The 26315-nt window shown below is 39.9% G+C and carries 21 protein-coding genes, 1 tRNA gene and 3 pseudogenes; 11 read left to right on the top strand and 14 right to left on the bottom strand.

Annotation, left to right across the window (positions count from 1 at the left end):
* Window positions 1-125 precede the first annotated feature (125 nt).
* From HPOKI112_RS00630 to rpsT, 4 genes are all read right to left on the bottom strand, one after another.
* Window positions 126-1952, bottom strand: a complete 1827-nt coding sequence (locus HPOKI112_RS00630) for an outer membrane protein (protein ID WP_025276594.1) — start codon at window positions 1950-1952, stop codon at window positions 126-128.
* A gap of 11 nt (window positions 1953-1963) precedes the next feature.
* Window positions 1964-2221: a hypothetical protein gene (locus HPOKI112_RS00625; RefSeq protein WP_025275511.1), complete on the bottom strand. Its 258-nt coding sequence runs from the start codon at window positions 2219-2221 to the stop codon at window positions 1964-1966.
* A gap of 393 nt (window positions 2222-2614) precedes the next feature.
* Window positions 2615-3673, bottom strand: coding sequence for a peptide chain release factor 1 (gene prfA / locus HPOKI112_RS00620; RefSeq protein ID WP_025275510.1), 1059 nt, complete (start codon window positions 3671-3673; stop codon window positions 2615-2617).
* 124 nt (window positions 3674-3797) lie between these two features.
* Window positions 3798-4067: a 30S ribosomal protein S20 gene (rpsT, locus tag HPOKI112_RS00615; protein ID WP_001273627.1), complete on the bottom strand. Its 270-nt coding sequence runs from the start codon at window positions 4065-4067 to the stop codon at window positions 3798-3800.
* Between the two features lie 89 nt (window positions 4068-4156).
* Here rpsT and glmM point away from each other — a divergent pair, with 89 nt between their 5' ends.
* The 10 genes from glmM (at window position 4157) to HPOKI112_RS00565 (ending at window position 12230) form a co-directional block, all read left to right on the top strand.
* Window positions 4157-5494: a phosphoglucosamine mutase gene (glmM, locus tag HPOKI112_RS00610; RefSeq protein ID WP_015427321.1), complete on the top strand. Its 1338-nt coding sequence runs from the start codon at window positions 4157-4159 to the stop codon at window positions 5492-5494.
* Window positions 5488-5961, top strand: a complete 474-nt coding sequence (gene lspA, locus HPOKI112_RS00605; RefSeq protein ID WP_015427320.1) for a signal peptidase II — start codon at window positions 5488-5490, stop codon at window positions 5959-5961. The genes glmM and lspA overlap by 7 nt, the downstream gene beginning before the upstream one ends.
* 20 nt (window positions 5962-5981) lie before the next feature.
* Window positions 5982-6057: transfer RNA gene (locus HPOKI112_RS00600), tRNA-Val, on the top strand.
* A 251-nt stretch (window positions 6058-6308) separates the two neighbouring features.
* A complete protein-coding gene (gene ureA, locus HPOKI112_RS00595) occupies window positions 6309-7025 on the top strand; it encodes an urease subunit alpha (RefSeq protein ID WP_000779233.1) in 717 nt (238 codons plus the stop codon).
* A gap of 3 nt (window positions 7026-7028) precedes the next feature.
* On the top strand, window positions 7029-8738 hold the full coding sequence (gene ureB / locus HPOKI112_RS00590; protein WP_025309561.1) for an urease subunit beta: 1710 nt from the start codon (window positions 7029-7031) through the stop codon (window positions 8736-8738).
* A 192-nt stretch (window positions 8739-8930) separates the two neighbouring features.
* The gene (ureI, locus tag HPOKI112_RS00585) at window positions 8931-9518 is read left to right on the top strand and encodes an acid-activated urea channel protein UreI (protein ID WP_000901250.1); all 588 of its coding nucleotides are present in this window, start codon (window positions 8931-8933) and stop codon (window positions 9516-9518) included.
* Window position 9519: 1 nt separating this feature from the next.
* Window positions 9520-10032, top strand: coding sequence for an urease accessory protein UreE (gene ureE, locus HPOKI112_RS00580; protein WP_025309560.1), 513 nt, complete (start codon window positions 9520-9522; stop codon window positions 10030-10032).
* 8 nt (window positions 10033-10040) lie between these two features.
* Window positions 10041-10805 (top strand): urease accessory protein UreF, encoded by a 765-nt coding sequence (locus HPOKI112_RS00575; protein ID WP_025275506.1) that lies wholly within the window; start codon window positions 10041-10043, stop codon window positions 10803-10805.
* 28 nt (window positions 10806-10833) lie between these two features.
* A complete protein-coding gene (gene ureG / locus HPOKI112_RS00570; protein WP_000238762.1) occupies window positions 10834-11433 on the top strand; it encodes an urease accessory protein UreG in 600 nt (199 codons plus the stop codon).
* Window positions 11433-12230, top strand: a complete 798-nt coding sequence (locus HPOKI112_RS00565; protein ID WP_025275505.1) for an urease accessory protein UreD — start codon at window positions 11433-11435, stop codon at window positions 12228-12230. The genes ureG and HPOKI112_RS00565 overlap by 1 nt, the downstream gene beginning before the upstream one ends.
* Window positions 12231-12381: 151 nt before the next feature.
* Here the strand turns inward: HPOKI112_RS00565 and HPOKI112_RS00560 are convergent, their stop codons facing one another.
* From HPOKI112_RS00560 to HPOKI112_RS00515, 10 genes and pseudogenes are all read right to left on the bottom strand, one after another.
* Window positions 12382-14799, bottom strand: a complete 2418-nt coding sequence (locus HPOKI112_RS00560; RefSeq protein ID WP_025309559.1) for an FtsK/SpoIIIE domain-containing protein — start codon at window positions 14797-14799, stop codon at window positions 12382-12384.
* Window positions 14792-15139 carry a hypothetical protein gene (locus HPOKI112_RS00555; protein WP_025275503.1) on the bottom strand — a complete coding sequence of 116 codons (348 nt, stop codon included), beginning with the start codon at window positions 15137-15139 and terminating at the stop codon, window positions 14792-14794. The genes HPOKI112_RS00560 and HPOKI112_RS00555 overlap by 8 nt, the downstream gene beginning before the upstream one ends.
* A gap of 1 nt (window position 15140) precedes the next feature.
* A pseudogene (locus HPOKI112_RS00550) lies at window positions 15141-15567 on the bottom strand (SMI1/KNR4 family protein).
* Window positions 15537-17020, bottom strand: a pseudogene (locus HPOKI112_RS00545) (HNH endonuclease). The pseudogenes HPOKI112_RS00550 and HPOKI112_RS00545 overlap by 31 nt, the downstream one beginning before the upstream one ends.
* Before the next feature lie 10 nt (window positions 17021-17030).
* On the bottom strand, window positions 17031-17291 hold the full coding sequence (locus tag HPOKI112_RS00540) for a WXG100 family type VII secretion target (protein WP_025309558.1): 261 nt from the start codon (window positions 17289-17291) through the stop codon (window positions 17031-17033).
* A 15-nt stretch (window positions 17292-17306) separates the two neighbouring features.
* The gene (locus HPOKI112_RS00535) at window positions 17307-17876 is read right to left on the bottom strand and encodes a hypothetical protein (protein ID WP_025309557.1); all 570 of its coding nucleotides are present in this window, start codon (window positions 17874-17876) and stop codon (window positions 17307-17309) included.
* Window positions 17873-20289 (bottom strand): annotated as a pseudogene (locus HPOKI112_RS00530) (hypothetical protein). The gene HPOKI112_RS00535 and the pseudogene HPOKI112_RS00530 overlap by 4 nt, the downstream one beginning before the upstream one ends.
* A 10-nt stretch (window positions 20290-20299) precedes the next feature.
* Window positions 20300-20884, bottom strand: a complete 585-nt coding sequence (locus HPOKI112_RS00525) for a hypothetical protein (RefSeq protein ID WP_025275500.1) — start codon at window positions 20882-20884, stop codon at window positions 20300-20302.
* Window positions 20885-21907: a hypothetical protein gene (locus HPOKI112_RS00520; RefSeq protein WP_229763339.1), complete on the bottom strand. Its 1023-nt coding sequence runs from the start codon at window positions 21905-21907 to the stop codon at window positions 20885-20887.
* A 287-nt stretch (window positions 21908-22194) separates the two neighbouring features.
* Window positions 22195-22404, bottom strand: coding sequence for a hypothetical protein (locus HPOKI112_RS00515; protein ID WP_025309556.1), 210 nt, complete (start codon window positions 22402-22404; stop codon window positions 22195-22197).
* A gap of 327 nt (window positions 22405-22731) precedes the next feature.
* On the opposite strand from HPOKI112_RS00515, the gene HPOKI112_RS00510 reads away from it, so the two are divergent.
* The gene (locus HPOKI112_RS00510) at window positions 22732-26289 is read left to right on the top strand and encodes a bifunctional proline dehydrogenase/L-glutamate gamma-semialdehyde dehydrogenase (protein WP_025309555.1); all 3558 of its coding nucleotides are present in this window, start codon (window positions 22732-22734) and stop codon (window positions 26287-26289) included.
* Window positions 26290-26315: the final 26 nt, after the last annotated feature.

Genomic DNA, 26315 nt, shown 5'->3' with positions numbered 1-26315 from the left:
TTAGTTTTAAAAAACTTTCTTAAACAAAAACCTAACCCCCCAACACAACAAAACAAACACCGCAAAAAAAAAAGAAAAAAGAAACCAACAGAGAGAAAACCCTCTATTGAAAAGAAGAAAAAGGCTTAGAAGTTGATCATGTAGTTAAAATAGATAGAGAAGTTCCTTTTATAGAACACATCTACCGATCCATCTACGCCTCTTTCTTTATAGAATTGGTTGGTGAATAAAGGCAATTTAAAGCCCACTTCAATCCCGCTGTGTTTAGAAAAATTGCTCCTAAAACCAAATTCCACAGGCATTTGGAAGTAGCTCGTGTTCATGCTCGCTGAACAGCCGGCGGTGTTGTTGCAGATTTGCATCTGAGATTTCAAGTAGCTCTCTCCTTGAACGATAAACGAATCCCCTCCTAACCCAAAGCCCACGAACAACCCTGCTGTGTTATAGCTCTCTTTACTTTCATAGAAGTTATAGAGCGCATCAAAGCCCACGCCATAAGTGAAGTTATTCACTTGAGACGCGCCCTCCATGATTCCAAGCTGGCTCCCTACAAAGCTTAAATTCGCATGGTTATAGCTGTAGTATCCATAAGATCTAAAGCCAAAGCGTTTGGTTTTGCCAAAGAACCACTTATACCCTGCCATCGCATCTACCCCATACATTTGCCCGTAATTATTGGTGTTAATCACGCTTGGCGTGTAGGTTGCTTGGGCTTGAGCGACAGCGGTTTGAATGTTTTTATGCACATTCATGAAAGCGTCTTTTTGAGCCATTAGATTGCTTTTTAGCGCGTTTAAGAAATTGATGGCATCTGTCGTTGTCGTTGTGCTATCACTAGCAGCTGCAAGCGTAACGGCTTGCGTTTTTTGCGTATCAGCCGTAACAAGATCGGCCAAAGCCATATCCACTTGATTGATAGCTTTATCTAACGCGCCCACAACCGCATTAGAGCCGTTTGTCAATTGCCCAATCGTCGCGCTAGAAGAATTTAAATAGCCTTTTAAAGTGTTTTGAGCGCTTTCTAATGTGCTAAACGCACTGTTTAGCCCTTGAGCGTTAGGAATCACACTGCTTAAATCGGTGCTACTATTCAAAAGGTTGCCAATCGTTGCGCTCTGTTGAGACATGGTTTCTACCCCACTTAAAGTGGTGTTCATGCCACTCACGCTCACGCTCTTAAGATTATTAACCATAGTGATATCTTTGGTTAACTGGCTTGCCACGGTGTTCCCGCTAGTGCCACCACTTGTTTCATCTTTTTTAGCTGGTGGGGTTGTTGAACTTGGTGTGCCACTTGAAGCGGTGTGTTTTGGTTCCTCTTTAGTTGGTGGGGTTGATGGGGTTGGTGTTTTCGTCTGATCTTGTAACGCTGTGTTTAAAGTCTGTTGATCGGTGTTGAGTTTGCTCTCAGCCTGTTGTAAAGCTTTTTCAGCGGTTTGCTCGGCTGCTTGATCGGTTTTAAATGTTGTTTCATTAAAATCTGTAGCGTTAGCATCAGCTTGAACTTTTTCTACAGCGCTTTTTAAAGCTTGTTCAGCTGTTTGAACGGCTGTGTTATCGGTTTCTACTTTTTGAGCCGCACCAGATACAGTGCTGTCGTAAGTGCTACTTTCATAAGCTTTATCAGCAGCCGCTGTGGTGTTGTCAGTGGTAGCGGTGTTTTCAAGGGTTGTTGCTTCTGTTTTGTCGCTTGTAGCGGTGGTTTGGGCTTGTTGTTGTGGGGTTGGTGTGCTACCACTATTGCTTTTGCCACTGCCATTTGTAAAACCGGTGGGGACTTCTTTTTTACTGCCCTCTTCTTTTTCCTTTTCCTTTTCAGCATAATTACCAAAAACATGCGATGGTTTTTGCAATGCTGCGTAGGTTTCTAAATCGGTAGCGTTCATGCTCCCTAAAAGCACGCCACTAGCCGCTAAAGAGAAAAAGCCTAATTTTTTGAATGACTTTTTCATGACTTCCTCCCTTATTTTTTCATCCAGCTTGCACTTGGATTGACTTTAGTATCTGGTTTGGAAGCACTCTGCGTTTCTTTGGCTGGAGCTGTTTGATTGCTACCAAACATTGAAGTGTCTATCGGGGTGTTATTGTTAGCACCTGGGGTGCGGGTGGTGTTTTGGTTTTCTAAATTAGAATATTGAAACCCCCCTCCCAAAAACGCGCCGCTTTTTTCTGCCATGGACACACTAAAGGCTAATGCCATACCTAAAAAAACCTTTTTCATTTAAAACTCCTTAATGTGAGAAATCCTAAGAATTTCTTTTTTTATTGCATTCATGCTATGGTGCAAAAATATAGGGAGCTATCAAAATTTGAGAGTTGTCCTTGAATACATTCGCTTCTACAGAATACAATTCGCTCTTACAAATATTGAGCTTTGGAGTTATATCACAAAAAAGTGAATTTTTTGTTAAGAATGGGTTAAATAAAATTTTTTATTTTTTAAAAATGTATTTTATATACATAAAATTTAAAATTATATTTAATTAGATTTTATGGAAGCTCTTACGCTGTTTTTGTGGGGCGAAAATTTAGAGCATGTTAGGGTTTTTGGTAGTGGTTGGGTGGCTATCTTAAAAAAGCTGTTTTATCGCTTTTGTCGTATCGTGTAAAAATCCTATTCAAACTGGCTTTGAAAATGAGCGATTAAAGGGTTGATCACTTCATCTAAATTCCCTGAAAGCATGATTTCTTCTAAACTATATAGAGTTAAATTGATTCTATGTTCGCTCAAGCGGTTTTGCGGGTAATTATAGGTGCGGATCCTTTCACTCCTGTCCCCACTACCCACTTGCTCCTTTCGGTCTTTAGCGTTAGCGAGTTGCTGCTCTTCAATTTGTTTTTCATAAAGGCGTGCTTTTAAGATTTTTAGGGCTTTATCCTTGTTTTTATGCTGGGATTTTTCATCTTGCATGCTCACGCTGATATTGGTGGGAAGGTGTGTGATGCGCACCGCAGAGTCTGTGGTGTTGACGCATTGCCCCCCATGCCCGCCAGCGCGAAACACTTCAATCTTTAAATCGCTAGGGTTGATAGAAACTTCCACATCATCCACTTCAGGCATGATCGCTACTGTGATAGCGGAAGTGTGGATACGCCCTTGAGATTCTGTTTCAGGGACTCTTTGGACTCGATGCGTGCCTGCTTCAAATTTGAGCCTTGAATACACGCCCTTACCCTTAATCAAAGCGATGATTTCTTTATAGCCCCCTACGCTGTTTTCGCTAGAGCTCACTATCTCTACTTTCCATTTTTTCAAATCCGCATAACGGCAATACGCTTTAAACAAATCCCCTACAAAAATGCCCGCTTCATCGCCCCCTGTGCCGGCTCTTAACTCTAAATAGATGTTTTTATCATCATTAGGATCTTTGGGGATAAGGAGTTGCTTAATGGTAGTTTCTAGATCGCTTTTTTGGATTTCTAAAATTTTCAACTCTTCTTTAGCCAGCTCGCTCAATTCCTTGTCTTCTAAAAGCTCTTTATTTTCTTTGATATCCTCTAAAACGCTCAAATACTCTTTACTCGCTATAGAGATTTCTTCAATGGAGCTTTGCTCTTTGCTCAATTCGGTGAGTTTTTTAATATCGCTAACCACTTCAGCACTAGAAAGCAACGCCGTGAGTTCGTCGTATCGTTTGAGAATGGAAGAAAGCTTTTCAGCTAGAATAGACATGCAAGACTACCTATAATAAAGATGTGAATAGAAAATACAACAATCTAAAAAACACAAAACTTAAAAAGAAGCCCAATAACAAAAACCCACTACTGATCTTGAAGAAGTCAAAAACGCCCCAAAACTAAGCGAGAGCGATCTTTTTCACTGAAGCGTTAAGCCTTGAAACTTTCCTAGAAGCGGTGTTTTTCTTTAAAATCCCTTTGCTGACAAATTTATGCAACTCTTTATTAGCGATTTTCAAACGCTCTTGAGCTTTTGCTACATCATTGATGGCGACCGCTTCACGCACGGCCTTAATGATATTTTTAACTTTAGTTTTATAGAACCTGTTGCGTTCGGTTCTTTTAATGGTCTGTCTGATTCGCTTTTCTGCGGACTTATGATTTGCCATAGCCTTGTTTTAATCCCTTTGTAATATAAAATTTGGCATAATTCTATCTAAAAATTGATTAAAAATAGTTTAAAAGGTATTTTATAACGATGAAAATTTTTGGGACTGATGGCGTGAGGGGTAAAGCAGGGGTGAAACTCACCCCCATGTTTGTGATGCGTTTGGGCGTTGCTGCCGGATTGTATTTTAAAAAACATTCTAAAACGAATAAAATTTTAATTGGTAAAGACACCAGAAAAAGCGGCTATATGGTAGAAAACGCTTTAGTGAGTGCTTTAACTTCCATAGGCTATAATGTGATTCAAATAGGGCCTATGCCTACCCCTGCGATTGCGTTTTTAACCGAAGACATGCGCTGTGATGCAGGCATTATGATAAGCGCGAGCCACAACCCTTTTGAAGATAATGGTATTAAGTTTTTCAATTCTTATGGTTATAAGCTTAAAGAAGAAGAAGAAAGAGCGATTGAAGAAATCTTTCATGATGAAGGATTACTGCATTCCAGCTATAAAGTAGGCGAGAGCGTCGGTAGCGCTAAAAGGATAGATGATGTCATAGGGCGCTATATCGTGCATTTAAAACACTCTTTCCCCAAACATTTGAATTTACAAAATTTAAGGATCGTGCTAGATACGGCTAATGGCGCGGCTTATAAGGTGGCTCCGGTCGTTTTTAGCGAGCTTGGGGCTGATGTGTTAGTGATTAATGATGAGCCTAATGGGTGTAATATTAATGAGCAATGCGGGGCTTTACACCCTAACCAATTGAGCCAGGAAGTGAAAAAATACCGCGCGGATCTAGGCTTTGCTTTTGATGGCGATGCGGATAGGCTAGTGGTGGTGGATAATTTAGGGAATATCGTGCATGGGGATAAGCTTTTAGGGGTGTTAGGGGTTTATCAAAAATCTAAAAACGCCCTTTCTTCTCAAGCAATTGTCGCCACAAACATGAGCAATTTAGCCCTTAAAGAATACCTGAAATCCCAAGATTTAGAATTGAAGCATTGCGCGATTGGGGATAAGTTTGTGAGCGAATGCATGCGATTGAACAAAGCCAATTTTGGAGGCGAGCAAAGCGGGCATATCATTTTTAGCGATTACGCTAAAACAGGCGATGGCTTGGTGTGCGCGTTGCAAGTGAGCGCGTTAGTGTTAGAAAGCAAGCAGGTAAGCTCTGTTGCGTTAAACCCCTTTGAATTATACCCTCAAAACCTAGTGAATTTGAATGTCCAAAAAAAGCCTCCTTTAGAAAGCCTGAAAGGTTATAGCGCTCTTTTAAAAGAATTAGACAAGCTAGAAATCCGCCATTTGATCCGTTATAGCGGCACTGAAAACAAACTGCGAATCCTTTTAGAAGCTAAAGATGAAAAACTTTTAGAATCCAAAATGCAAGAATTAAAAGAGTTTTTTGAAGGGCATTTGTGCTAAAAACCACCCAACAAAGCCTGTTGGTTTTTATAGGGGTTTTTTTTCTTATTTTTGGCGTGGATCAAGCGATTAAATACGCTATTTTAGAGGGGTTTCGCTATGAAAGTTTGATGATAGATATTGTTTTGGTGTTCAATAAAGGCGTGGCGTTTTCCTTGCTCAGTTTTTTAGAGGGGGGTTTGAAATACTTGCAAATCCTTTTGATTTTAGGGCTTTTTATCTTTTTAATGCGCCAAAAGGAGCTTTTTAAAACCCATGCGATAGAGTTTGGCATGGTGTTTGGCGCTGGGGTTTCTAATGTTTTAGACCGGTTTGTGCATGGGGGCGTAGTGGATTATGTGTATTATCATTATGGCTTTGATTTTGCCATTTTTAATTTCGCTGATGTCATGATAGATGTGGGTGTGGGCGTTTTATTGTTGAAACAATTCTTTTTTAAGCAAAAACAAAACAAAATTAAGGCATAATCGCTCTTTTTAAAATAAAAGGTCGCGTAGCTCAGTTGGTAGAGCACTACCTTGACATGGTAGTGGCCGCTGGTTCAAGTCCAGTCGTGGCCACCATTATCACTCCAATTTTAATTCTCATTTTTTTGTGGGTTTTTGATTTTATCAAATGATTCTAAAGGGTATTAAACGCGCTCCCAATAACGCTTTTATAGCGCTTCAAAACTATAACACTAATTCGTTTTAAATAATAATTAGTTAATGAACGCTTCTGTTAATCTTAGTAAATCAAAACATTGCTACAATTACTCCAACCTTGATTTCGTTATGTCTTCAAGGAAAAACACTTTTAAGAATAGGAGAATGAGATGAAACTCACCCCAAAAGAGTTAGACAAGTTAATGCTCCACTATGCTGGAGAATTGGCTAGGAAACGCAAAGAAAAAGGCATTAAGCTTAACTATGTGGAAGCGGTAGCTTTGATTAGTGCCCATATTATGGAAGAAGCGAGAGCGGGTAAAAAGACTGCGGCTGAATTGATGCAAGAAGGACGCACCCTTTTAAAACCTGATGATGTGATGGATGGCGTGGCAAGCATGATCCATGAAGTGGGTATTGAAGCGATGTTTCCTGATGGGACCAAACTCGTAACCGTGCATACCCCTATTGAGGCTAATGGTAAATTAGTTCCTGGTGAGTTGTTCTTAAAAAATGAAGACATCACTATCAACGAAGGCAAAAAAGCCGTTAGCGTGAAAGTTAAAAATGTTGGCGACAGACCGGTTCAAATCGGCTCACACTTCCATTTCTTTGAAGTGAATAGATGCTTAGACTTTGACAGAGAAAAAACTTTCGGCAAACGCTTAGACATTGCGAGCGGGACAGCGGTAAGGTTTGAACCTGGCGAAGAAAAATCCGTAGAATTGATTGACATTGGCGGCAACAGAAGAATCTTTGGATTTAACGCATTGGTTGATAGGCAAGCAGACAACGAAAGCAAAAAAATTGCTTTACACAGAGCTAAAGAGCGTGGTTTTCATGGCGCTAAAAGCGATGACAACTATGTAAAAACAATTAAGGAGTAAGAAATGAAAAAGATTAGCAGAAAAGAATATGCTTCTATGTATGGCCCTACTACAGGCGATAAAGTGAGATTGGGCGATACAGATTTGATCGCTGAAGTAGAACATGACTACACCATTTATGGCGAAGAGCTTAAATTCGGCGGTGGTAAAACCCTAAGAGAAGGCATGAGCCAATCTAACAACCCTAGCAAAGAAGAACTGGATTTAATCATCACTAACGCTTTAATCGTGGATTACACCGGTATTTATAAAGCGGATATTGGTATTAAAGATGGCAAAATCGCTGGCATTGGTAAAGGCGGTAACAAAGACATGCAAGATGGCGTTAAAAACAATCTTAGCGTGGGTCCTGCTACTGAAGCCTTAGCCGGTGAAGGTTTGATCGTAACTGCTGGTGGTATTGACACACACATCCACTTCATTTCACCCCAACAAATCCCTACAGCTTTTGCAAGCGGTGTAACAACCATGATTGGTGGCGGAACTGGCCCTGCTGATGGCACTAATGCGACTACTATCACTCCAGGCAGAAGAAATTTAAAATTTATGCTCAGAGCGGCTGAAGAATATTCTGTGAACTTAGGTTTCTTGGCTAAAGGTAACACTTCTAACGATGCGAGCTTAGCCGATCAAATTGAAGCCGGTGCGATTGGTTTTAAAATCCACGAAGACTGGGGCACCACTCCTTCTGCAATCAATCATGCGTTAGATGTTGCGGACAAATACGATGTGCAAGTCGCTATCCACACAGACACTTTGAATGAAGCCGGTTGTGTAGAAGACACTATGGCAGCCATTGCCGGACGCACTATGCACACTTTCCACACTGAAGGCGCTGGCGGCGGACACGCTCCTGATATTATTAAAGTAGCCGGTGAACACAACATTCTACCCGCTTCCACTAACCCCACTATCCCTTTCACTGTGAATACAGAAGCCGAACACATGGACATGCTTATGGTGTGCCACCACTTGGATAAAAGCATTAAAGAAGATGTCCAGTTCGCTGATTCAAGGATCCGCCCTCAAACCATTGCGGCTGAAGACACTTTGCATGACATGGGGATTTTCTCCATCACTAGTTCTGACTCTCAAGCGATGGGTCGTGTGGGTGAAGTTATCACTAGAACTTGGCAAACAGCTGACAAAAACAAAAAAGAATTTGGCCGCTTGAAAGAAGAAAAAGGCGATAACGACAACTTCAGGATCAAACGCTACTTGTCTAAATACACCATTAACCCAGCGATCGCTCATGGGATTAGCGAGTATGTAGGTTCTGTAGAAGTGGGCAAAGTGGCTGACTTGGTATTGTGGAGTCCCGCATTTTTTGGCGTGAAACCCAACATGATCATCAAAGGCGGATTCATTGCATTAAGTCAAATGGGTGATGCGAACGCTTCTATCCCTACCCCACAACCGGTTTATTACAGAGAAATGTTCGCTCATCATGGTAAAGCTAAATACGATGCCAACATCACTTTTGTGTCTCAAGCGGCTTATGACAAAGGCATTAAAGAAGAATTAGGGCTTGAAAGACAAGTGTTGCCGGTAAAAAATTGCAGAAACATCACTAAAAAAGACATGCAATTCAACGACACTACCGCTCACATTGAAGTCAATCCTGAAACTTACCATGTGTTCGTGGATGGCAAAGAAGTAACTTCTAAACCAGCCAATAAAGTGAGCTTGGCGCAACTCTTTAGCATTTTCTAGGATTTTTTAGGAGCAATGCTCCTTAAATCCTTAGTTTTTAGCTCTCTGATTTTTTGTTTATCAAAAAATTGGGGGCTTTTTTTGTTTTTATTTTTTATCAATTTACTATTTTTCTTTATGATTAGCTCAAGCAACAAAAGTTATTCGTAAGGTGCGTTTGTTGTAAAAATTTTTGTTTGGAAGGAAAAGGCAATGCTAGGACTTGTATTGTTATATGTTGGGATTGTTTTAATCAGCAATGGGATTTGCGGGTTAACCAAAGTCGATCCTAAAAGCACTGCGGTGATGAACTTTTTTGTGGGTGGGCTCTCCATTATTTGTAATATAGTTGTCATCACTTATTCTGCACTCCACCCTACAGCCCCTGTAGAAGGTGCCGAAGATATTGTTCAAGTATCGCACCATTTGACTAGTTTCTATGGGCCAGCGACTGGGTTATTGTTTGGTTTTACCTACTTGTATGCGGCTATCAACCACACTTTTGGTTTGGATTGGAGGCCGTATTCTTGGTATAGCTTATTCGTAGCGATCAACACTGTTCCTGCTGCGATTTTATCCCACTATAGCGATATGCTTGATGATCACAAAGTGTTAGGCATCACTGAAGGCGATTGGTGGGCAATCATATGGTTGGCTTGGGGTGTTTTGTGGCTTACCGCTTTCATTGAAAACATCTTGAAAATTCCTTTAGGGAAATTCACTCCATGGCTTGCTATCATTGAGGGTATTTTAACCGCTTGGATCCCTGCTTGGTTGCTCTTTATCCAACACTGGGTGTGAGATGATCATAGAGCGTTTAATGGGCAATCTAAGGGATTTAAACCCCTTGGATTTCAGCGTGGATTATGTGGATTTAGAATGGTTTGAAACGAGGAAAAAAATCGCTCGTTTTAAAACCAGGCAAGGCAAAGACATAGCCATACGCCTTAAAGACGCTCCCAAGCTGGGTCTCTCTCAAGGGGATATTTTATTTAAAGAAGAGAAGGAAATTATCGCCGTTAATATCTTGAATTCTGAAGTCATTCACATCCAAGCTAAGAGCGTGGCAGAAGTAGCGAAAATATGCTATGAAATAGGAAACCGCCATGCGGCTTTATACTATGGCGAGTCCCAATTTGAATTTAAAACACCATTTGAAAAGCCCACACTAGCGTTACTAGAAAAGCTAGGGGTTCAAAATCGTGTTTTAAGTTCAAAACTGGATTCCAAAGATCGCTTAACCGTGAGCATGCCCCATAGTGAGCCTAATTTTAAGGTCTCACTAGCGAGCGATTTTAAAGTGGTCATGAAATAGAAAAATAAATGGATAAAGGAAAAAGCGTGAAAAGCACTGAAAAAAGCGTGGGTATGCCCCCAAAAACTCCAAAGACAGACAACCATGCTCATGTGGATAATGAATTTCTGATTTTACAAGTCAATGATGCGGTGTTCCCCATTGGATCTTACACGCATTCTTTTGGGCTAGAAACTTACATCCAACAAAAAAAGGTTACCAATAAAGAAAGCGCTTTAGAATATTTAAAAGCCAATCTCTCTAGCCAGTTCCTTTACACGGAAATGCTGAGCTTGAAATTAACCTATGAAAGCGCCCTCCAACAGGATTTAAAAAAGATCTTAGGGGTTGAAGAAATCATTATGCTATCCACAAGCCCCATGGAATTACGATTAGCCAACCAAAAGCTAGGCAATCGTTTCATTAAAACCTTACAAGCCATGAACGAATTAGACATGGGTGCATTTTTTAACGCTTACGCTCAACAAACCAAAGACCCCACCCATGCCACTAGCTATGGCGTTTTTGCGGCGAGTTTGAATATGGAATTGAAAAAGGCTTTAAGGCATTATCTTTATGCGCAAACTTCTAACATGGTGATCAACTGCGTTAAAAGCGTCCCACTATCTCAAAACGACGGGCAAAAAATCTTATTGAGCTTGCAAAGCCCTTTTAACCAGCTCATAGAAAAAACCCTAGAATTAGACGAAAGCCACCTGTGTGCAGCAAGCGTTCAAAACGACATTAAGGCGATGCAACATGAGAGTTTATACTCGCGCCTTTATATGTCTTGAATTTTAATCTCAAATTGAAAGGAATTTTATGGTAAAAATTGGAGTTTGTGGTCCTGTAGGAAGCGGTAAAACCGCCTTGATTGAAGCTTTAACGCGCCACATGTCAAAGGATTACGACATGGCGGTCATCACTAATGATATTTACACTAAAGAAGACGCAGAGTTTATGTGTAAAAATTCGGTGATGCCACGAGAGAGGATTATTGGCGTAGAAACAGGGGGCTGTCCGCACACGGCTATTAGAGAAGACGCTTCTATGAATTTAGAAGCCGTAGAAGAAATGCATGGCCGTTTCCCTAATTTGGAACTGCTTTTGATTGAAAGCGGAGGTGACAACCTTTCAGCGACTTTCAACCCAGAGCTAGCGGACTTTACGATTTTTGTGATTGATGTGGCTGAGGGCGATAAAATCCCCAGGAAAGGCGGGCCAGGAATCACGCGCTCAGACTTGCTTGTCATCAATAAAATTGACTTAGCCCCCTATGTGGGAGCGGACTTGAAAGTCATGGAAAGGGATTCTAAAAAAATGCGCGGCGAAAAGCCCTTTATTTTCACGAATATCCGCGCTAAAGAAGGCCTAGATGATGTGATCGCTTGGATTAAGCGCAACGCTTTATTGGAAGATTGATGAACACTTACGCTCAAGAATCCAAGCTCAGGCTAAAAACCAAAATAGGGGCTGATGGGCGGTGCGTGATTGAGGACAATTTTTTCACGCCCCCCTTTAAGCTTATGGCACCTTTTTACCCTAAAGACGATTTAGCTGAAATCATGCTTCTAGCGGTAAGCCCTGGCTTAATGAAAGGCGATGCACAAGACATGCAATTAAGCATCGGTCAAAATTGCAAGCTAAGGATCACTTCGCAATCCTTTGAAAAAATCCATAACACTGAAGATGGGTTTGCCAGCAGAGACATGCATATCGTTGTGGGGGAAAACGCCTTTTTAGACTTCGCGCCTTTCCCGTTAATCCCCTTTGAAAACGCGCATTTTAAGGGCAATACCACGATTTCTTTGCATTCTAGCTCTCAATTGCTCTATAGTGAAATCATTGTCGCTGGGCGAGTGGCGCGTAATGAGTTGTTTAAATTCAACCGCTTGCACACCAAAATCGCTATTTTACAAGATGAGAAGCCCATCTATTATGATAATACGATTTTAGATCCCAAAACCACCGACATGACAAACATGTGCATGTTTGATGGTTATACGCATTATTTGAATCTGGTGCTTGTCAATTGCCCCATAGAGCTCTCTGGTGCGCGAGAATTGATTGAAGAAAGCAAAGGAGTGGATGGAGCCGTGAGCGAGATTGCTAGTTCTCATTTATGCATGAAAGCTTTAGCGAAAGGTTCAGAACCCTTGTTGCATTTAAGAGAAAAAATCGCTCGCCTCATCACGCAAACCACCACGCAAAAGGTTTGAAAGCACTTCAAAAAGATTAAATCCCTTTAGTCTTTTTAACCCCCCCTTTTTTTTAACTCTCTTTTTTTTAACTCTCTTTTTTTTAACTCTCTTTTTTTTAACTCTCTTTTTTTTAACTCTCTTTTTTTAACTCTCTTTTTTTAACTCCCCCTTATAAGCTGAAAGGCCTGAATTCAGTGTGGCTGTCTTTGGAAAGCTCTATCAATAGCGCGTTGAGTTCGCTTGGTGAAGGTAAATCGCTTTGGAGAGCGTTCAAGTTTTCCCCATTGCACCTAAAGGCTAGGCATTGCTTGAAGTGGTTGCTTAACAATTCTCTTAACTTGTCAAAATGGTAATTAGTTTTAATTTGTTTGAAGTCGTGCACAAAGATGATGCAATACTGCTCGTTGTCGGTGGCTTTTTCTAAAAACAATTTTAACTTTTCCGCCCCTACTTTGTCGTGCAATTCTTTCGCTTCGTTGAGATTGTCTATCACAAGCGTGCTATTAGGATTCATAGCGGTGTCTAAAACGCTTAAGATATTTTCTACAGGCGTGATGCCGTATTCTTTTTGCGCATCAAAAGACCTTATCAAGCGTTTTTCTTTATTGCAAAAAACCAATTCTTTGTTCGCGCTCTTAATGTTTTGGAACAAGAGTTTCATTAAAGCGATGCGAGCGCTTAAATCTTGACTCACCACCAACAAATGCGATTCGTTACTTTCAAACTCCACTATCAAGTCCTTTTGCTCATAATCCACTTTTTTGCCCAGATGCAAACGCATTTCATTAGCCTTAAGGGTGTTGGGCATTTTTAAAGGTGTCTCGCCATTATAGATTTTACGATCTATGGGGGTGAGATTTCTTTGGTTAAATTCAGCGTGTATTTTTGTGAGAAAAGATTTGAAATCATCAGGGGCTTTAGGGATACTCATCTTGGTGTGGTATTTTTGATGCCCTCCGTTGTTGTTGAAAATGCCTTCTGGCCTGACAAGCTCACAAGCTGCATCATCGCCCAAAACACTACTGCTGTCGTCTGCATCCATAGGCAAAGCGATGCGGTTAGCGATTTGAGCCTTAAAGCTTGGATTAATGTCAGTGCCGCGCATGGTCTGAGTGGCTAAAACTAAATGCACCCCATAGCTGCGACCCTTTTTAAGCAGGGTGTTTAAATGCCCCTCCACCGCTTTAGTGGATTTATTATCGCTAAAAAGCACCTGAAATTCATCAATCACCACGATCAATCTGGGCATTTCGTCATGCTTGCGGTAATCGCTCAAATCTTTCACCTTAAACTGCTTGAACAGCTCGGATCTTTTTTTTATTTCATCGCAAAGCCAGCTTAAAAAACTAACACCAAAACCCACCGAACTCGCCACGCTCACCAATCTCGCATGCTCTAAAATCGGATCTGTGTATGCGTTAAATTCCACCCCCTCTTTATAGTCTAACAAAAAGAGTTGGACTTCATCGGGAGCGTAGTAGAAGGCTAGATTTTGGATCAACACATGCAAGAAATTGGATTTCCCGCTCCCACTGTGGTCGCAAATGAGCGTGTGGTTTTGTGCGTTACCGATCTCAAAACACACTTCCTTATGGTTAATGTCCCACCCCACCGGCACGCTTACTTCATGCTGAGAGCTTTTAGTCCAAAATTCACTCTCTTTTTGTAAGTCTTTCAACTCCCTTTTAACTTCTTTTTTTTGCTTGTAATACGCTTTAATTTTATCGGCGAAGTCTTTCATGTGTTGGGATTTAATACCATGATCGTTGATCACTTCCACATTAAGGTATTTCAAGCGTTCAAAACTTGTCGTATCTTTAAAAAACTCCGCATAATTTTTCAAATCTTCTGCGGATTTATTGTTTTTTTCACTCTCCAAATTGACAAAGCTCAAAACCCCATTTTTAGAGCCAAAACGCATGATTTTTTCCAAATAATAAAGCGCGTTTTGACTTAAAGCATCTACCCCGCTTAAAAAAAGCGCTTTTAAAGGCAAGCGGTCTTCTTTTTCTTCATTATAATGCGCAAAATCTCTAAAACCGGCCAATTTTTCTTGCAAATTAACCTTTAAATATTCATACAAATGCTTTAGGGCTTCTTCTATTTCCTTGCTTTCGGTTAAAATCCTTTGCTGGTAAATAAAGTCATTGTTTTTATCTAAAAGCCTTCTTGCCAGATTGAAAATGCCCCCTAGACTCAGCGCATCAACCAAAATCACTTCCAGTTGCACTAAAGGCGCGCTAGAGAGTAAGTGCATGAGCATTTCTCTCAAAAACTGCCCGTCTTTTTCATGCTCTATATACAAGCTTTTAGGAGGGAAAGGATAAACTTTAGGCAAGCAAAATTCCATGTTAGCGCCATTTTTGCCCCTAACATGCAATAAACCACAGCTTAAAAATTTAGGGTAAGCACCCTCTTCATTGAACTTTGGCGCGTCTGTGAATTGCGCTTGAATTTGCCTGATACTCTTTTGATAGTTCTCTATTTGTGAGACGATCGGCTTGAGAAAACTCTCTGGCTCTTTTTTAGCGATAACTTTATCTAAGGCATCGTCCAGTTCTTTTAATAAATTACCCGCATCAATCATTTTTATCCTTAAGATATTCATCATAGCACCTCTTGGCTTCTCTTTCATGCTCTTTGGCTTCACGCATAAGCCTATCGATCTCGCTTGGTGAATGGAAATTCATATGAATTTGCTTCTCCAAACGCTTGGCTTCTTCAAGTTGCTCGTTGATTCTTCTTCTTTGGTATTGAGTGTCTTGCTCTAAATTTTCTAAATCATGCACGATTTTTAGCATCTCCTCTAGCGCCTCACTTTTAAGTTTCTGCCCTAAATTATCTTGCATGGCGTTTTCTACGAAATAGTCGCAAATCCTTCTTAACTCATTGGTGCAACCCTCCAAAAAAACTTTATGAGAAAACATTTTAACCCCTTGATTCCAGTTTTTTTAAAAACATTTTAAGATTTAATAGCGCTTTTTTTGAGCCATTATCGGTGTCTAAAAACAGCACCACATCAGTGGTCATATTCCAAAGATAATACCCCCCCATACCCGTCATTAGCAAAGACGATTTCTTCAGGCTCTAACCATTCTTTCAAGCTCTGCATGAAATCAATAAACAAGCCCTTGCCCTCTAAATTGAAATTCAAAACATGTTTGAATGTGTAGGATTCATTGCCCACCATGAAATAACGCAATTGGCTAAAACCATAGTTTGATCGTTTGATAAAGTCCTTAAATTCATCGCTAAAGCCTATTTTCAACCGCTCTTCTAATAAATGAAACGCATTTTCATTGAGAGGCTCTACAAATTCCCAGTTCAATTCTGTTTCTGTAGAAATTCTATCCATAGTGAATATCTTTTCGTGTGTTTCACGCCTAATAACAACTCTTCTCTCACCAACGCCACATTCCCTAAAACATTCGCATCAAAATGCCACAAATAGCCTCTAGGGATGAATCCTTTTGCGATCTGTTCCAAATCTGTCGCATCAAAGCCCAAATCGTTGTCTTTAAGCGCGGCTTGTAAAGCCTTTAGGGCATGATGAGCGCATGCGGTTTTATTTAAATCTTCTAAAGGCACAATGGCGCTAAAAACGCTATCAAATTCCGCCAAACGCCACTCATTAAAGCTGACTTCTTCCGGATAGGGGTTTTTTTCATCTACAATAAAGCCCTCTTTACGGCTTTCTAAAAACTCCCTATACTCCAACGCTTTTTGCGTATAATCTTCATTGCGTTCTAAAACGGGATCGATTTTTTGACTCAAATTTTCCGTAGCACGCTCTAACTCTGTTTCCAAGCTATCAAAAGCTTCATTCACAGCGTTTGGATCGTTAGGGGCTTCTTTGATTTTTTCTGCAAAACCTTCTAAAGCTTTCTTGCAATTTTTAACGCAATTCTTTTTGGCTAGAGTCAAGCTTTCGTTATAAGAAGGTACGCTTAAAACGCTTGGCATCAAATCCTCTAAACTCTTTTCAAATTCTCGCTCTTTAGAGATTGCCATGCGATCCAATTCATCGTTAGGGTTTTCATCATAAGAAGATACGCCCATCAAATCCTCTAAATTTTCCAACTCTCGCTCTTTAGAGGCTTTAGCGCGATCCTTCTTAGAAAAAGCGTTGATCCTGTCTTTCCAATCAGCGTATAAAGAAGCACTAAAATTTTCCCTCAAATCCTTCAAACGCTCATCAAAAACGCTTTTTTTAGGGCTATAAGAGAAAGTAGGCCGTTCAAAATCGTATTCCATTAAAACGCCTGGGGTTGGAAAGTTGTATTCGTTATCTATCGCCGCGCTCGCTTGTTTCAAACGCCTGATAAATTCCTGGTGCTTATCGGTATAAAAATGCAACCTCTTTTTAACGCCCTCCCAAGCTTGATTCACAAGATCCACGCTCGCTTTGGCTTGAGTGGCGTAGATTTCAAGCATTCGTTCTAATAACCTTACATTGTGTTCCCATTTTTCTATATTGTCTTCCATAAGGTTTAAGCCCTTTTCACAAGCTTCAGCGCCTAATTTAGCAGGAGGGAAAATAGTCGAGACTGCATCACAAACACCTCCACAAAAATCTAAAACAGATCCCCAAAAGCCCTTTCGCTTTTTTATGGCTGCGTTTAATTTTCCTATGGCTTTTTCCACAATTGCATTTCAATTTTTCTGCGCTCCACTATGATTTTTAGCGCATAACTATCAAGGTCTTTGATAAAACCAAGACACCTTTTTTCTTGCAGGGATTTTTTAAAATCCCTGCATCTTCTAACAACCTCTTTGACTTCTTCTGTATCCGTTTTCCATTCAGCCATAAACCACCCCTTAATAATCCTCTTCTAAAACCCTAATCCTCTCTTTAAGCCATGCGATTTGCTCTTGCGCGGCTTCATCAAACTCGTTGAAAGTGCTTTTCAAATTATCCAGCACCTCGCTAAATTTGTCTCTTTTAGCGTCTCGCCATGATTCTAAATTATGGAAATGGCTGCTCAAGCCATTCACTTCATCATTCAATAACTCTTTAAAGCGTTCTAAATGATTCACAAATTCCCTAACCTCTTCGGTATCCATTTGCACTTTGCTCATCTGTTGTCCTTTCTTTTAAAAATTTTCTTCATTAGAATCAGGCTTTTTATCGCCGCTGATTCTAATGCTTCCACCCCCATAGCTAGGGGGTGTTTGTGTGTGCGATTCTTGCGCCTGGCCTCTTTCTCTTTTGTATTTTTCTTGCTGGCTTTGGTGGTATGTTTTCATGCTGTCTATCACTATTTTTTGATGAGAACTCTCTAAATCAGCGTTGGTGAGCAATTTTTTTGTGCCATTACCCAAGCTATTAGAACGCTTGTCTTCTACTTTGAGCGACAAATTCCAATCCTTAAACCCCTCCAAAGCCTCCACTAACGCTACCACAAGCTTCCTGTCCCAAATGGAATTTTTCAAATCCTTACACAAGGAAAAAACCTCGCTTGAAAACGGGTAGTCATACAAAAACAAAAGGTCTAAATTTTCTAAAAATTCTAGATTGCAACGCTCTTTAAAACTTTTCAAAAAACCCTCTTTTAACGGAACAAAGCCTTCAGTGATAGGGATTAGCCCCTTGTCTTTGGCGCATTTAAACACCATAATGCTTTTTTCAATCACGACAAACGCATACGCGCTCTTAGTCATCATAATTTTTCTACCTCGCTTTCATAGATTAGTTGGTCGTCTTTAAACAGCCCCACTTTAATGCTTTGGGAATCCACGCAACACACCTTCACATCCACTTCTTCATGCTCTTCTAGCGCTATGGAAATCATTTGCGTATCTTGAATGTTTAGAGTGTTGGTGTTGGCGAGAGATTTATCGCTATAGCGTATCTCTAGCTCATCAAAGCCTCCCCATTCCTCTTTAATTTGGAAAATCTGGTATTCATTAGGTTTTAAAGAATCCCGACTGATTTTAGTGTGGAAATTCCCTTCTTTTTCAACGCCCAGATCGTATTTAAACACCGGATTGGAATCTATAGAGGGCATTTCAATCCCTTTAGCCTTGTCCCTGCTTTCTAAAAGCCCAAAGGCCACCCCGGTTTTGCAAGTGGGCTTCAAATAAGCGGGTGTGTTAGAAACGTCTTCTCCTGTAAGCTCTAAAATCTGTTTGTCTGATTTTTCTGTGCCTAGCGGCTCGTAAATGATGAATTTAAAATCATTTTTAGAAGTCTTTTGCTTATAATCTTTGAGCTGCTTTTCTTTGGCGTTTTCAAACGCTTGTTTGACCAACACCGAACGGCTCGCATTCCCGCCTAAGAAAATATGAAACGCCCGACACTGATCATCAATGTTTTCAGCCATCACTTTAGAAAATCCGGCAAAGAAGTTGGCAACGCCTTCATTGATCTTGTCTTTTAAGAGGTTTAAAAGCTCTTTGCAATCAACTTTGAGTTGGGTGTCTTTTGCTTCCCCATTCCTATCAAACAGCTGGATTTTAAATTCCTTTTCAAAGCCTTCTATCTCAAACTCTTCGCCTTCTTCTATCGCTTCTATGATATTAGCGTCTAATTTTTCTAAAAAAGGGCGTAATTGAGAAGCGATCGTTTGCAAATTCAAGCGCGCTCCACTGGAGTTTTGCATAAACGATCCAAAGCGTTGCATATCGATCCTGTCATAGTTGGGCTTAGCGATGACAATATCTTTTGCTTTCAGCTCTTGGAAATTTTGGGCATACGCTTCCCAAGCCAACAATTCCAATAAATTTTCACCGCCTAAATATTTATCCCCTCCACTGCTAAAATGCATCATTTTGTAAAAGAATTTAGGGCTGGTGCTTTTTTCCCATTTGCCAAAGTCAAAATCCGTCGTCCCGCCCCCAAAATCAAACACCCCGTAATAAACCGGCTTGTCTAACTTCTCTGATTTAAAAAACCCGTAGCTTTTTAAAGCGCTAATGTCATACGCGCAAGGCTCGCTCGCTCTCAATTCCACTTTGAAAGTTTTAGCCGTTTTTTCATCGTCAAAAACATGCCGGGGTAAGGATTTTTTCAAGCCTCTTTCAAAACTCTCTCTGATTTTTTCAGCCTGATGCTTTTCATATTTAACGGGGTAGGATAAAAAGTATTTCAAAAACACGCCATTGTGCATGTTGTTGATGCAGCGGCCGATGTAGTAAGCGTAGATTTCTATGGGGTTAAAACCCGTGCAATCAGTAAAACTCTCTAAAGAAAAATCCTCTTCTAAATCCCTAAAATTCTGTTTTTCATCCGCTCCAGCCCATTGCTTCAATTTAGAAAAGACCGATACAAATCATTCCCTTTAACGCCTTCAGCATTCTTTTGGGCTTCATGCGCCACTTCTATATCGTTCTTTTCTGTGAAAGGGCGGTGATCTAGCGCGTTGTATTCTGTATTAAATTTTTCTTTGTGTCTGAACTCCATGATCGTAGGGTTTTCAAACTTTGTTAGGCTTGCGTCATCTACATTCCCGCCAATAGAAAGCAAGCGGTATGTTCCCGTCTTATCCATATAGCTTGCGGTCGTGCTTTTAGTCCCAAAGTCAATAGCGACAACGCCCTTTTTTAAATCCTTCAAACTTGAGCGCGCATAGAAGTTCATTTCTTTATTGTTGCTGTCTAAATTATCAAACCTAAAGGTTACGCTTTCTTTAGGCACACTAGGCACCTCTAAATCCCAATGCCCTCCATTTAAATCAAGCAATTGGCTTTGGCTATAGCTCTTAAGGCCTACCGCTACACTATCCACCTTGAGCATTAACTCTTTAAATTTTTCAAAATCCACATACACATCGCTATCAGAAACGATCTCTAAGGTTTTTTCTATTTGCTCATTAGCGATCTTTTTAGCTTGCGCTAAATCCTCTAAGAATTTTTGATTGTCATCAGAAAGATACCTTAAAGAAGTCTCATTATTGGCGATCACATGAAGCACCCACAGCGCTTGTTTGAATTTGGTCCGATCTTCTTTTGACACTTCATCTTTGAAATGGATCGGTATTTCTTCATTGAATTTGACTCCATCCTTTAAAGACTTATCGCACAATTTCTCTACTAAGGGGTGGCCAAGAGGCAGTTCTAAACTTTTTTCTTTTGCCATGATATTTCCTTTATTGTGGTTTTTGTGGTTGCAATGTGAAGAGTTGCTCGTTCAAGCCATAAGCCCTCTCTTTGAGCGCTATGTTCTCTTCTTCTAATTTTCTGTTTTGTCGTTTTAAATCCTGGTTTGCGCTCGCTAAACGCCTGTTGTGTAAGTCCAGTTTGCTTTTTTCTTCCATAGCCTCTAAGCTCTTCAAGCGCGCGATTTCTCGCTCCAGCTCGGTTTTTTCTTTGGCTGTTTTTTCTTTAGCTTGCGCTAATTGAGCGTTAGAGTTTTCTAAAGCTTGCCGTAATTGATTGTTAGCGTTTTCTAACCCGCTGATTTTTACAGATAGGTTTTCTTTTTCTTTAGATAACTTGTCGTTTCTGTTTTCTAGCTCGGTGTTTTCTTTGGTTAGCTTGTCTTTTGTTATGAATAACTTGTCGTTTTTTTGCCGTAATTGATTGTTAGCGTCTTTCAACTCGCTAGTTTCTGTAGCTAAGTATTCTCTTTCTCTTAACAACTCGGCGTTTTCATTTTCTAACTCACCGATGCGGGCTTCTAATTCTTCTCTTATTTGATAGAAGCCAAACCATTCTTCAATGAGCCTTCCCATTTATGATCCCATATCCACGATAGTGTAACATGCTATTTTTTTGTCGTATGTGTAGCCTCTTAAGACCACTCTTCGCATCTTTTGAGAAGTGTTTTGCTCTGGGTATAGCTTTTTGCAAGAATGATCATAAGCGCTTGGCTCTTTCAAACGCTCAAATTTATTGTCCTTAATGTATTCAAAAAGCAAATCAAACAATTCAGCTAATTTTTCGCCTTTATCGCTCCTCTTATCGCTTAATTCTTGGCTCGCTTTGTTATAAAGGCTTTCTAAATAGTATTTGCTATCGCTAAGAACAGATGCGATCAAATCCATTGCGCTGTGAGTGGTTGCTACAAAATTAAAATTCAAGCGATCTTTGACTTCCAAAAAGACTTCATAGAGTTTTTCTAATTTTTGGTATGGAGCATGCCTTCGCTCTAGCTCGTTTAGTTTTTGGCTCGTTTGTTCGGCTTGGGTTTTTGCTGTTGATAGATCTGTATTGAGTTTTTCTTTTTCTGTGGTTAGCTTATCTCTTTCTCTAGTTAGCTTATCTTTTTCTGTGGATAACCCAGTAATCTTGTTATTTAATTCTGTTTTTTCTGTGGTTAGCACTTCAATTTTTTCAGCTAACTCGGTGTTTTGTGTGGTTAGTTTTTCTCTATCTTTTAATAGTTCGTCGTTTCCATTTTTTAAAGCTTGCTGAGATTGTTCTAACTCTTTCACTCGCTTTTGTAATTCGGCTTTGTCTTTAGTTAGGTTTTCTTTGTCTTTAGTTAGATTTTCTTTATCTGTGGCTAACCCAGTAATCTTGTTATTTAATTCTCTTTTTTCTGCTGTTAGTTCTTGATTTGTTTCAATCAGTGTTTTATTTTGGTCAGCTAGCTTATCTCTTTCTCTAGTTAGATCTGTTTTATCTCTATTTAGTTTGGCGTTTTCTTCTTGGACTTCTTGGACTTTTTTAAGCTCTTCCTCTTTTTTTAAAGCGTCTTTTGAGTTTTCTTGGGTGTCGTTAGAAGATTTTCCAAGCGAAAAGAAAGAGCCTATAAGATGAGAGATTTTTCTAAGGGGCTCAAAGTCTTCTAATTTAAGATCTTCTAATTTTTTTACGCGATCTGTAAGATCTTTAACAGATTTTGAAAGCTCTTCATTATTATTGGGGGGGGGTGGAAGCAGTCGTTCTTGAAATATTCGTATTTTCTACAATATGAGTGCCACTCATAAGAATACCTCCTTTTATAATTATATCAGTGTTAAAAAGATTGTTATTGTAATTTGAGAAAACTTAAAATGAGCTTTATTATCCCCCCCTTTCGCCCCCTCTTTATAAACCCCTAGAATGTAGAATCCCAGTGGTTTAAGTTAGAAGAATAAGGGTCAAAAAAGCCCTTAGGCATGTATTGCACTTCTTTTTTGGTAGAAGCGTCTTTTGAAGAATGGTCTTTAGGGAGACAAGCGAAACGCTGAGTATCAAAGCTAGAACAACCGCTAAATAACAACGCACCGAGTGTGCCAATCATAATACCATTTTTAATTGTTTTCATTTTATATCCTTTGTTTTGTAAAATTCTTTGTAAATCCGTTTAATTTAAAATCGTTTAATTGAATAAGCTAAACTTTAAATTACACGATGCGAATTTTATAATTCATTTTTAAACGAAAAGTAAATGAAGCTAAAAACAATACAAATTATCACTCAAATTCTTATCATTGTGTAAAAATGCGTGATAAACTCAAACAGATTGGAATGAGAATTAATTACCGCTAGAACAAAATTTAAAATTAAAAAACATTACCAACCCATAAGACTTAAAGCCACCCGCTTAAAACATGCTACAATCAAGCCAAATTCTTAAATAAAAGGTAAGCTCATGCAAAAAATCATTGACGATTCACTAGAATTAGCTAAAAAACTGCAAGATAGTATCAGTAACCATTTGAGCGAGCAAGAAAAAGCGTTCCACTCTAAAATGCAAAAGCTTTTAAACAACCCTGAAAATAAAGTCATGCTCATAGAGCTTATGGATCGGAGTTTTAGGTGCTTGGATAATAAAGCCCGCTTTGAAATGATTGAGCATGTTTTAGACAAATACAAAAGCCGTGAGATTTTTTCTTCCTTTGAAAAATTGCTTTTAATGGGGTTTTTGAGCTTTGGGAAAATGCTCCCTGATATGAGCGTGCCTTTCTTTGTCAATAAAATCAGAAGCGACACGAAAGCGATGGTATTGGATCAAGAAGAGAGCCAATTAAAAGAGCGGATTTTAAAAAGAAAAAATGAAAAAATCATTTTGAATGTGAATTTTATTGGCGAAGAGGTTTTAGGCGAAGAAGAAGCTAGTGCACGTTTTGAAAAATACTCTCAAGCCCTAAAATCCAACTACATTCAATACATTTCCATTAAAATCACAACGATTTTTTCTCAAATCAATATCCTTGATTTTGAATACTCTAAAAAAGAGATTGTCAAACGCCTAGACGCTCTTTATGCCCTGGCTTTAGAAGAAGAAAAAAAGCAAGGCATGCCTAAATTTATTAATTTGGATATGGAGGAGTTTAGGGATTTGGAACTCACGGTGGAGTCTTTTATGGAGTCTATCGCTAAATTTGATTTGAACGCTGGTATTGTGTTGCAAGCCTATATCCCTGATTCTTATGAATATTTGAAAAAACTGCACGCTTTTTCTAAAGAAAGGGTTTTAAAAGGGTTAAAGCCCATTAAAATCCGCTTTGTTAAGGGAGCGAACATGGAGAGCGAAGAGACGATCGCTTCCGTGAAAGATTGGGCGTTACCCACATTTTCCAATAAGCAAGACACCGATTCTAATTACAATAAAATGTTAGATTTTGTTTTAGAGGGCGATAATTATAAATACATTCATATTGGCGCAGCGAGTCATAATATTTTTGAAATCGCTTATGTTTATACACGCATCCATGCCCTTAACGACCCTGTTGTGTTAGAGCATTTCAGCTTTGAAATGCTAGAGGGCATGAGCTTGCAAGCGAGCCAAGAACTAAAAGAGATGCACAAACTCATTCTTTATGCGCCGGTGTGCGATGAAGCGCATTTTAACAATGCGATCGCTTACTTGGTGAGAAGGTTAGACGAAAACACCTCAAGCGATAATTTCATGAAAGCTTTCTTTAATCTCAAAGTAGGCACGAGCGAATGGAAAGACCAAGAGCAACGCTTTTTAAACAGCCTTAAAGGAATCGCTGCTTTAGACAATGCCACCCATAGGACTCAAGACAGGAACGCCAAACAAACCGGCCATACCACCTACCCAAACCACTCCTTTAAAAACGAAAGCGATACCGATTTTATCTTAAAAGCCAACCGAGAATGGGCTAAAAAAGTGCGCGAGAAAATGCATAACGCTCCTATTTTAGAGCTTTACCCAGAAATAGATGGGAGGTTTGAAGATCCTAATTTAACCCCTTTAGAAGTCTTTGATAAAATCCATCATAAAAAAATCGCTAGCGTGCATTTAGCGGATAAGGAAGCGATTTTAAAAGCCCTAGAAGTGGCTAAAAGCGATAAGAGTCATTTCAGTCAAAAAAGCTTTGCAGAAATCCATGCCTTAATGAGTCAAACCGCCCAGCTTTTTAGAGAAAGGAGAGGCGATTTGATAGGGATTTCGGCTTTAGAAGTGGGTAAGACTTTCGCTGAAACGGACGCTGAAGTGAGCGAAGCCATTGACTTTTTAGAGTTTTACCCTTACAGCTTAAGGGTGTTACAAGAACAAAACCCAAAAACACAATTCACCCCCAAAGGCGTGGGTGTGGTCATTGCCCCATGGAATTTCCCTGTGGGCATTTCTGTAGGCACTATCGCTGCCCCCCTAGCCGCGGGCAATCGGGTGATTTACAAGCCCTCAAGTTTGTCTAGCGTAACGGGTTATAAGCTTTGTGAGTGCTTTTGGGATGCGGGCGTGCCTAGAGATGCACTCATTTACTTGCCCTCTAAAGGGAGCGATATTAGCGAACATCTTTTAAAAGATGGAAGCATCCAGTTTGCCGTTTTAACAGGGGGCGAAGACACCGCTTATAAAATGCTAGAGGCTAACCCCACTTTAGCCTTGAGCGCTGAAACAGGCGGTAAAAACGCCACTATTGTGAGCAAAATGGCAGACAGAGATCAAGCGATTAAAAATGTTATCCATTCAGCTTTTAGCAATTCGGGGCAAAAATGCTCCGCCACTTCGCTTTTAGTGTTGGAAAAAGAAGTCTATGAAGATGAGAACTTTAAAAAGACTCTAATAGATGCGACTCTAAGCCTTAGCGTGGGCGATCCTTTTGATTTCAAAAACAAAATCGGCGCTCTAGCGGACAAGCCTAATGAAAAGGTCATCAAAGCCATAGACGAATTGAAAAGCTATGAAAATTACGAAATCCCGGTAAGCTTTGTCAATGATAACCCCTATTTGATGAAGCCAAGCATCAAATACGGCACTAAAAAAGGCGATTTCACACACCAAACTGAGCTTTTTACGCCCATTTTATCCGTGATGAAGGCGCAAGATTTAGACGAGGCGATAGAGATAGTCAATTCTACCGGTTACGGGCTGACTAGCGCGTTAGAGTCTTTGGACGAAAGGGAGTGGGAGTATTATTTAGAACGCATTGAAGCCGGTAATATCTATATCAACAAACCCACCACAGGAGCGATTGTCTTGCGCCAGCCTTTTGGGGGGGTTAAAAAATCCGCTGTAGGGTTTGGGAGGAAGGTGGGCATTTTTAACTATATCACGCAATTTGTGAATATCCATCAAGATGAAGAAGATGAAAACGCCTTAAAAAACCCCTTAAGCGAAGCTTTAGAGGGCTTGACTCAAAAAGGCTATGATGAGCATACGCATGAGTTGAAGCGCGCGATTTTTATGGCAAAGAGCTACGCTTATCATTACAAACATGAATTCAGCCAAGCTAAAGACTATGTCAAAATCAGAGGTGAAGACAACCTTTTTTCCTACACCAAAGTTAAAAGCGTGGGCTATCGCATCACCGAAAAGGACACCTTAAGCGATATGTTAGGCGTGGCTTTAGCATGCTTAATTTCTCAGATCCCTTTAACGCTCAGCATAGAAAACGAACGAACGAACAAGGATTTAACCTTTTTTTTAGAATGCTTAAAAACGCTCCGAGCAAACGCCCCTATCGTTTATGAAAGCTTGCAAAAATTTAGCGAAAAATTGCATGCTTTCAATCGTGTCCGTTATTTAAAAAACGATTTGGATTTATTGCACAAGCAAGCGAGTGCTTTAGGGATGGTTTTAGCCACGACTAAACCCTGCTTGAACGGGCGTTTTGAATTGCTGTATTACCACTTAGAGCGATCGGTTAGTATTTCTTATCATCGTTACGGGAATTTAGGCTCAAGGGTTTTAAGGCAACACCCTTGCCGCAATTCATGTTGTGCTGAAAAATAAATATTGTATTAAATAAGGAGATTAAA

The organism is Helicobacter pylori oki112 (assembly GCF_000600085.1).
Lineage (GTDB): Bacteria > Campylobacterota > Campylobacteria > Campylobacterales > Helicobacteraceae > Helicobacter > Helicobacter pylori_CY.
Note: the sequence above shows the minus strand (reverse complement) of the source record. Positions and strands in the feature narration are given on the sequence as shown.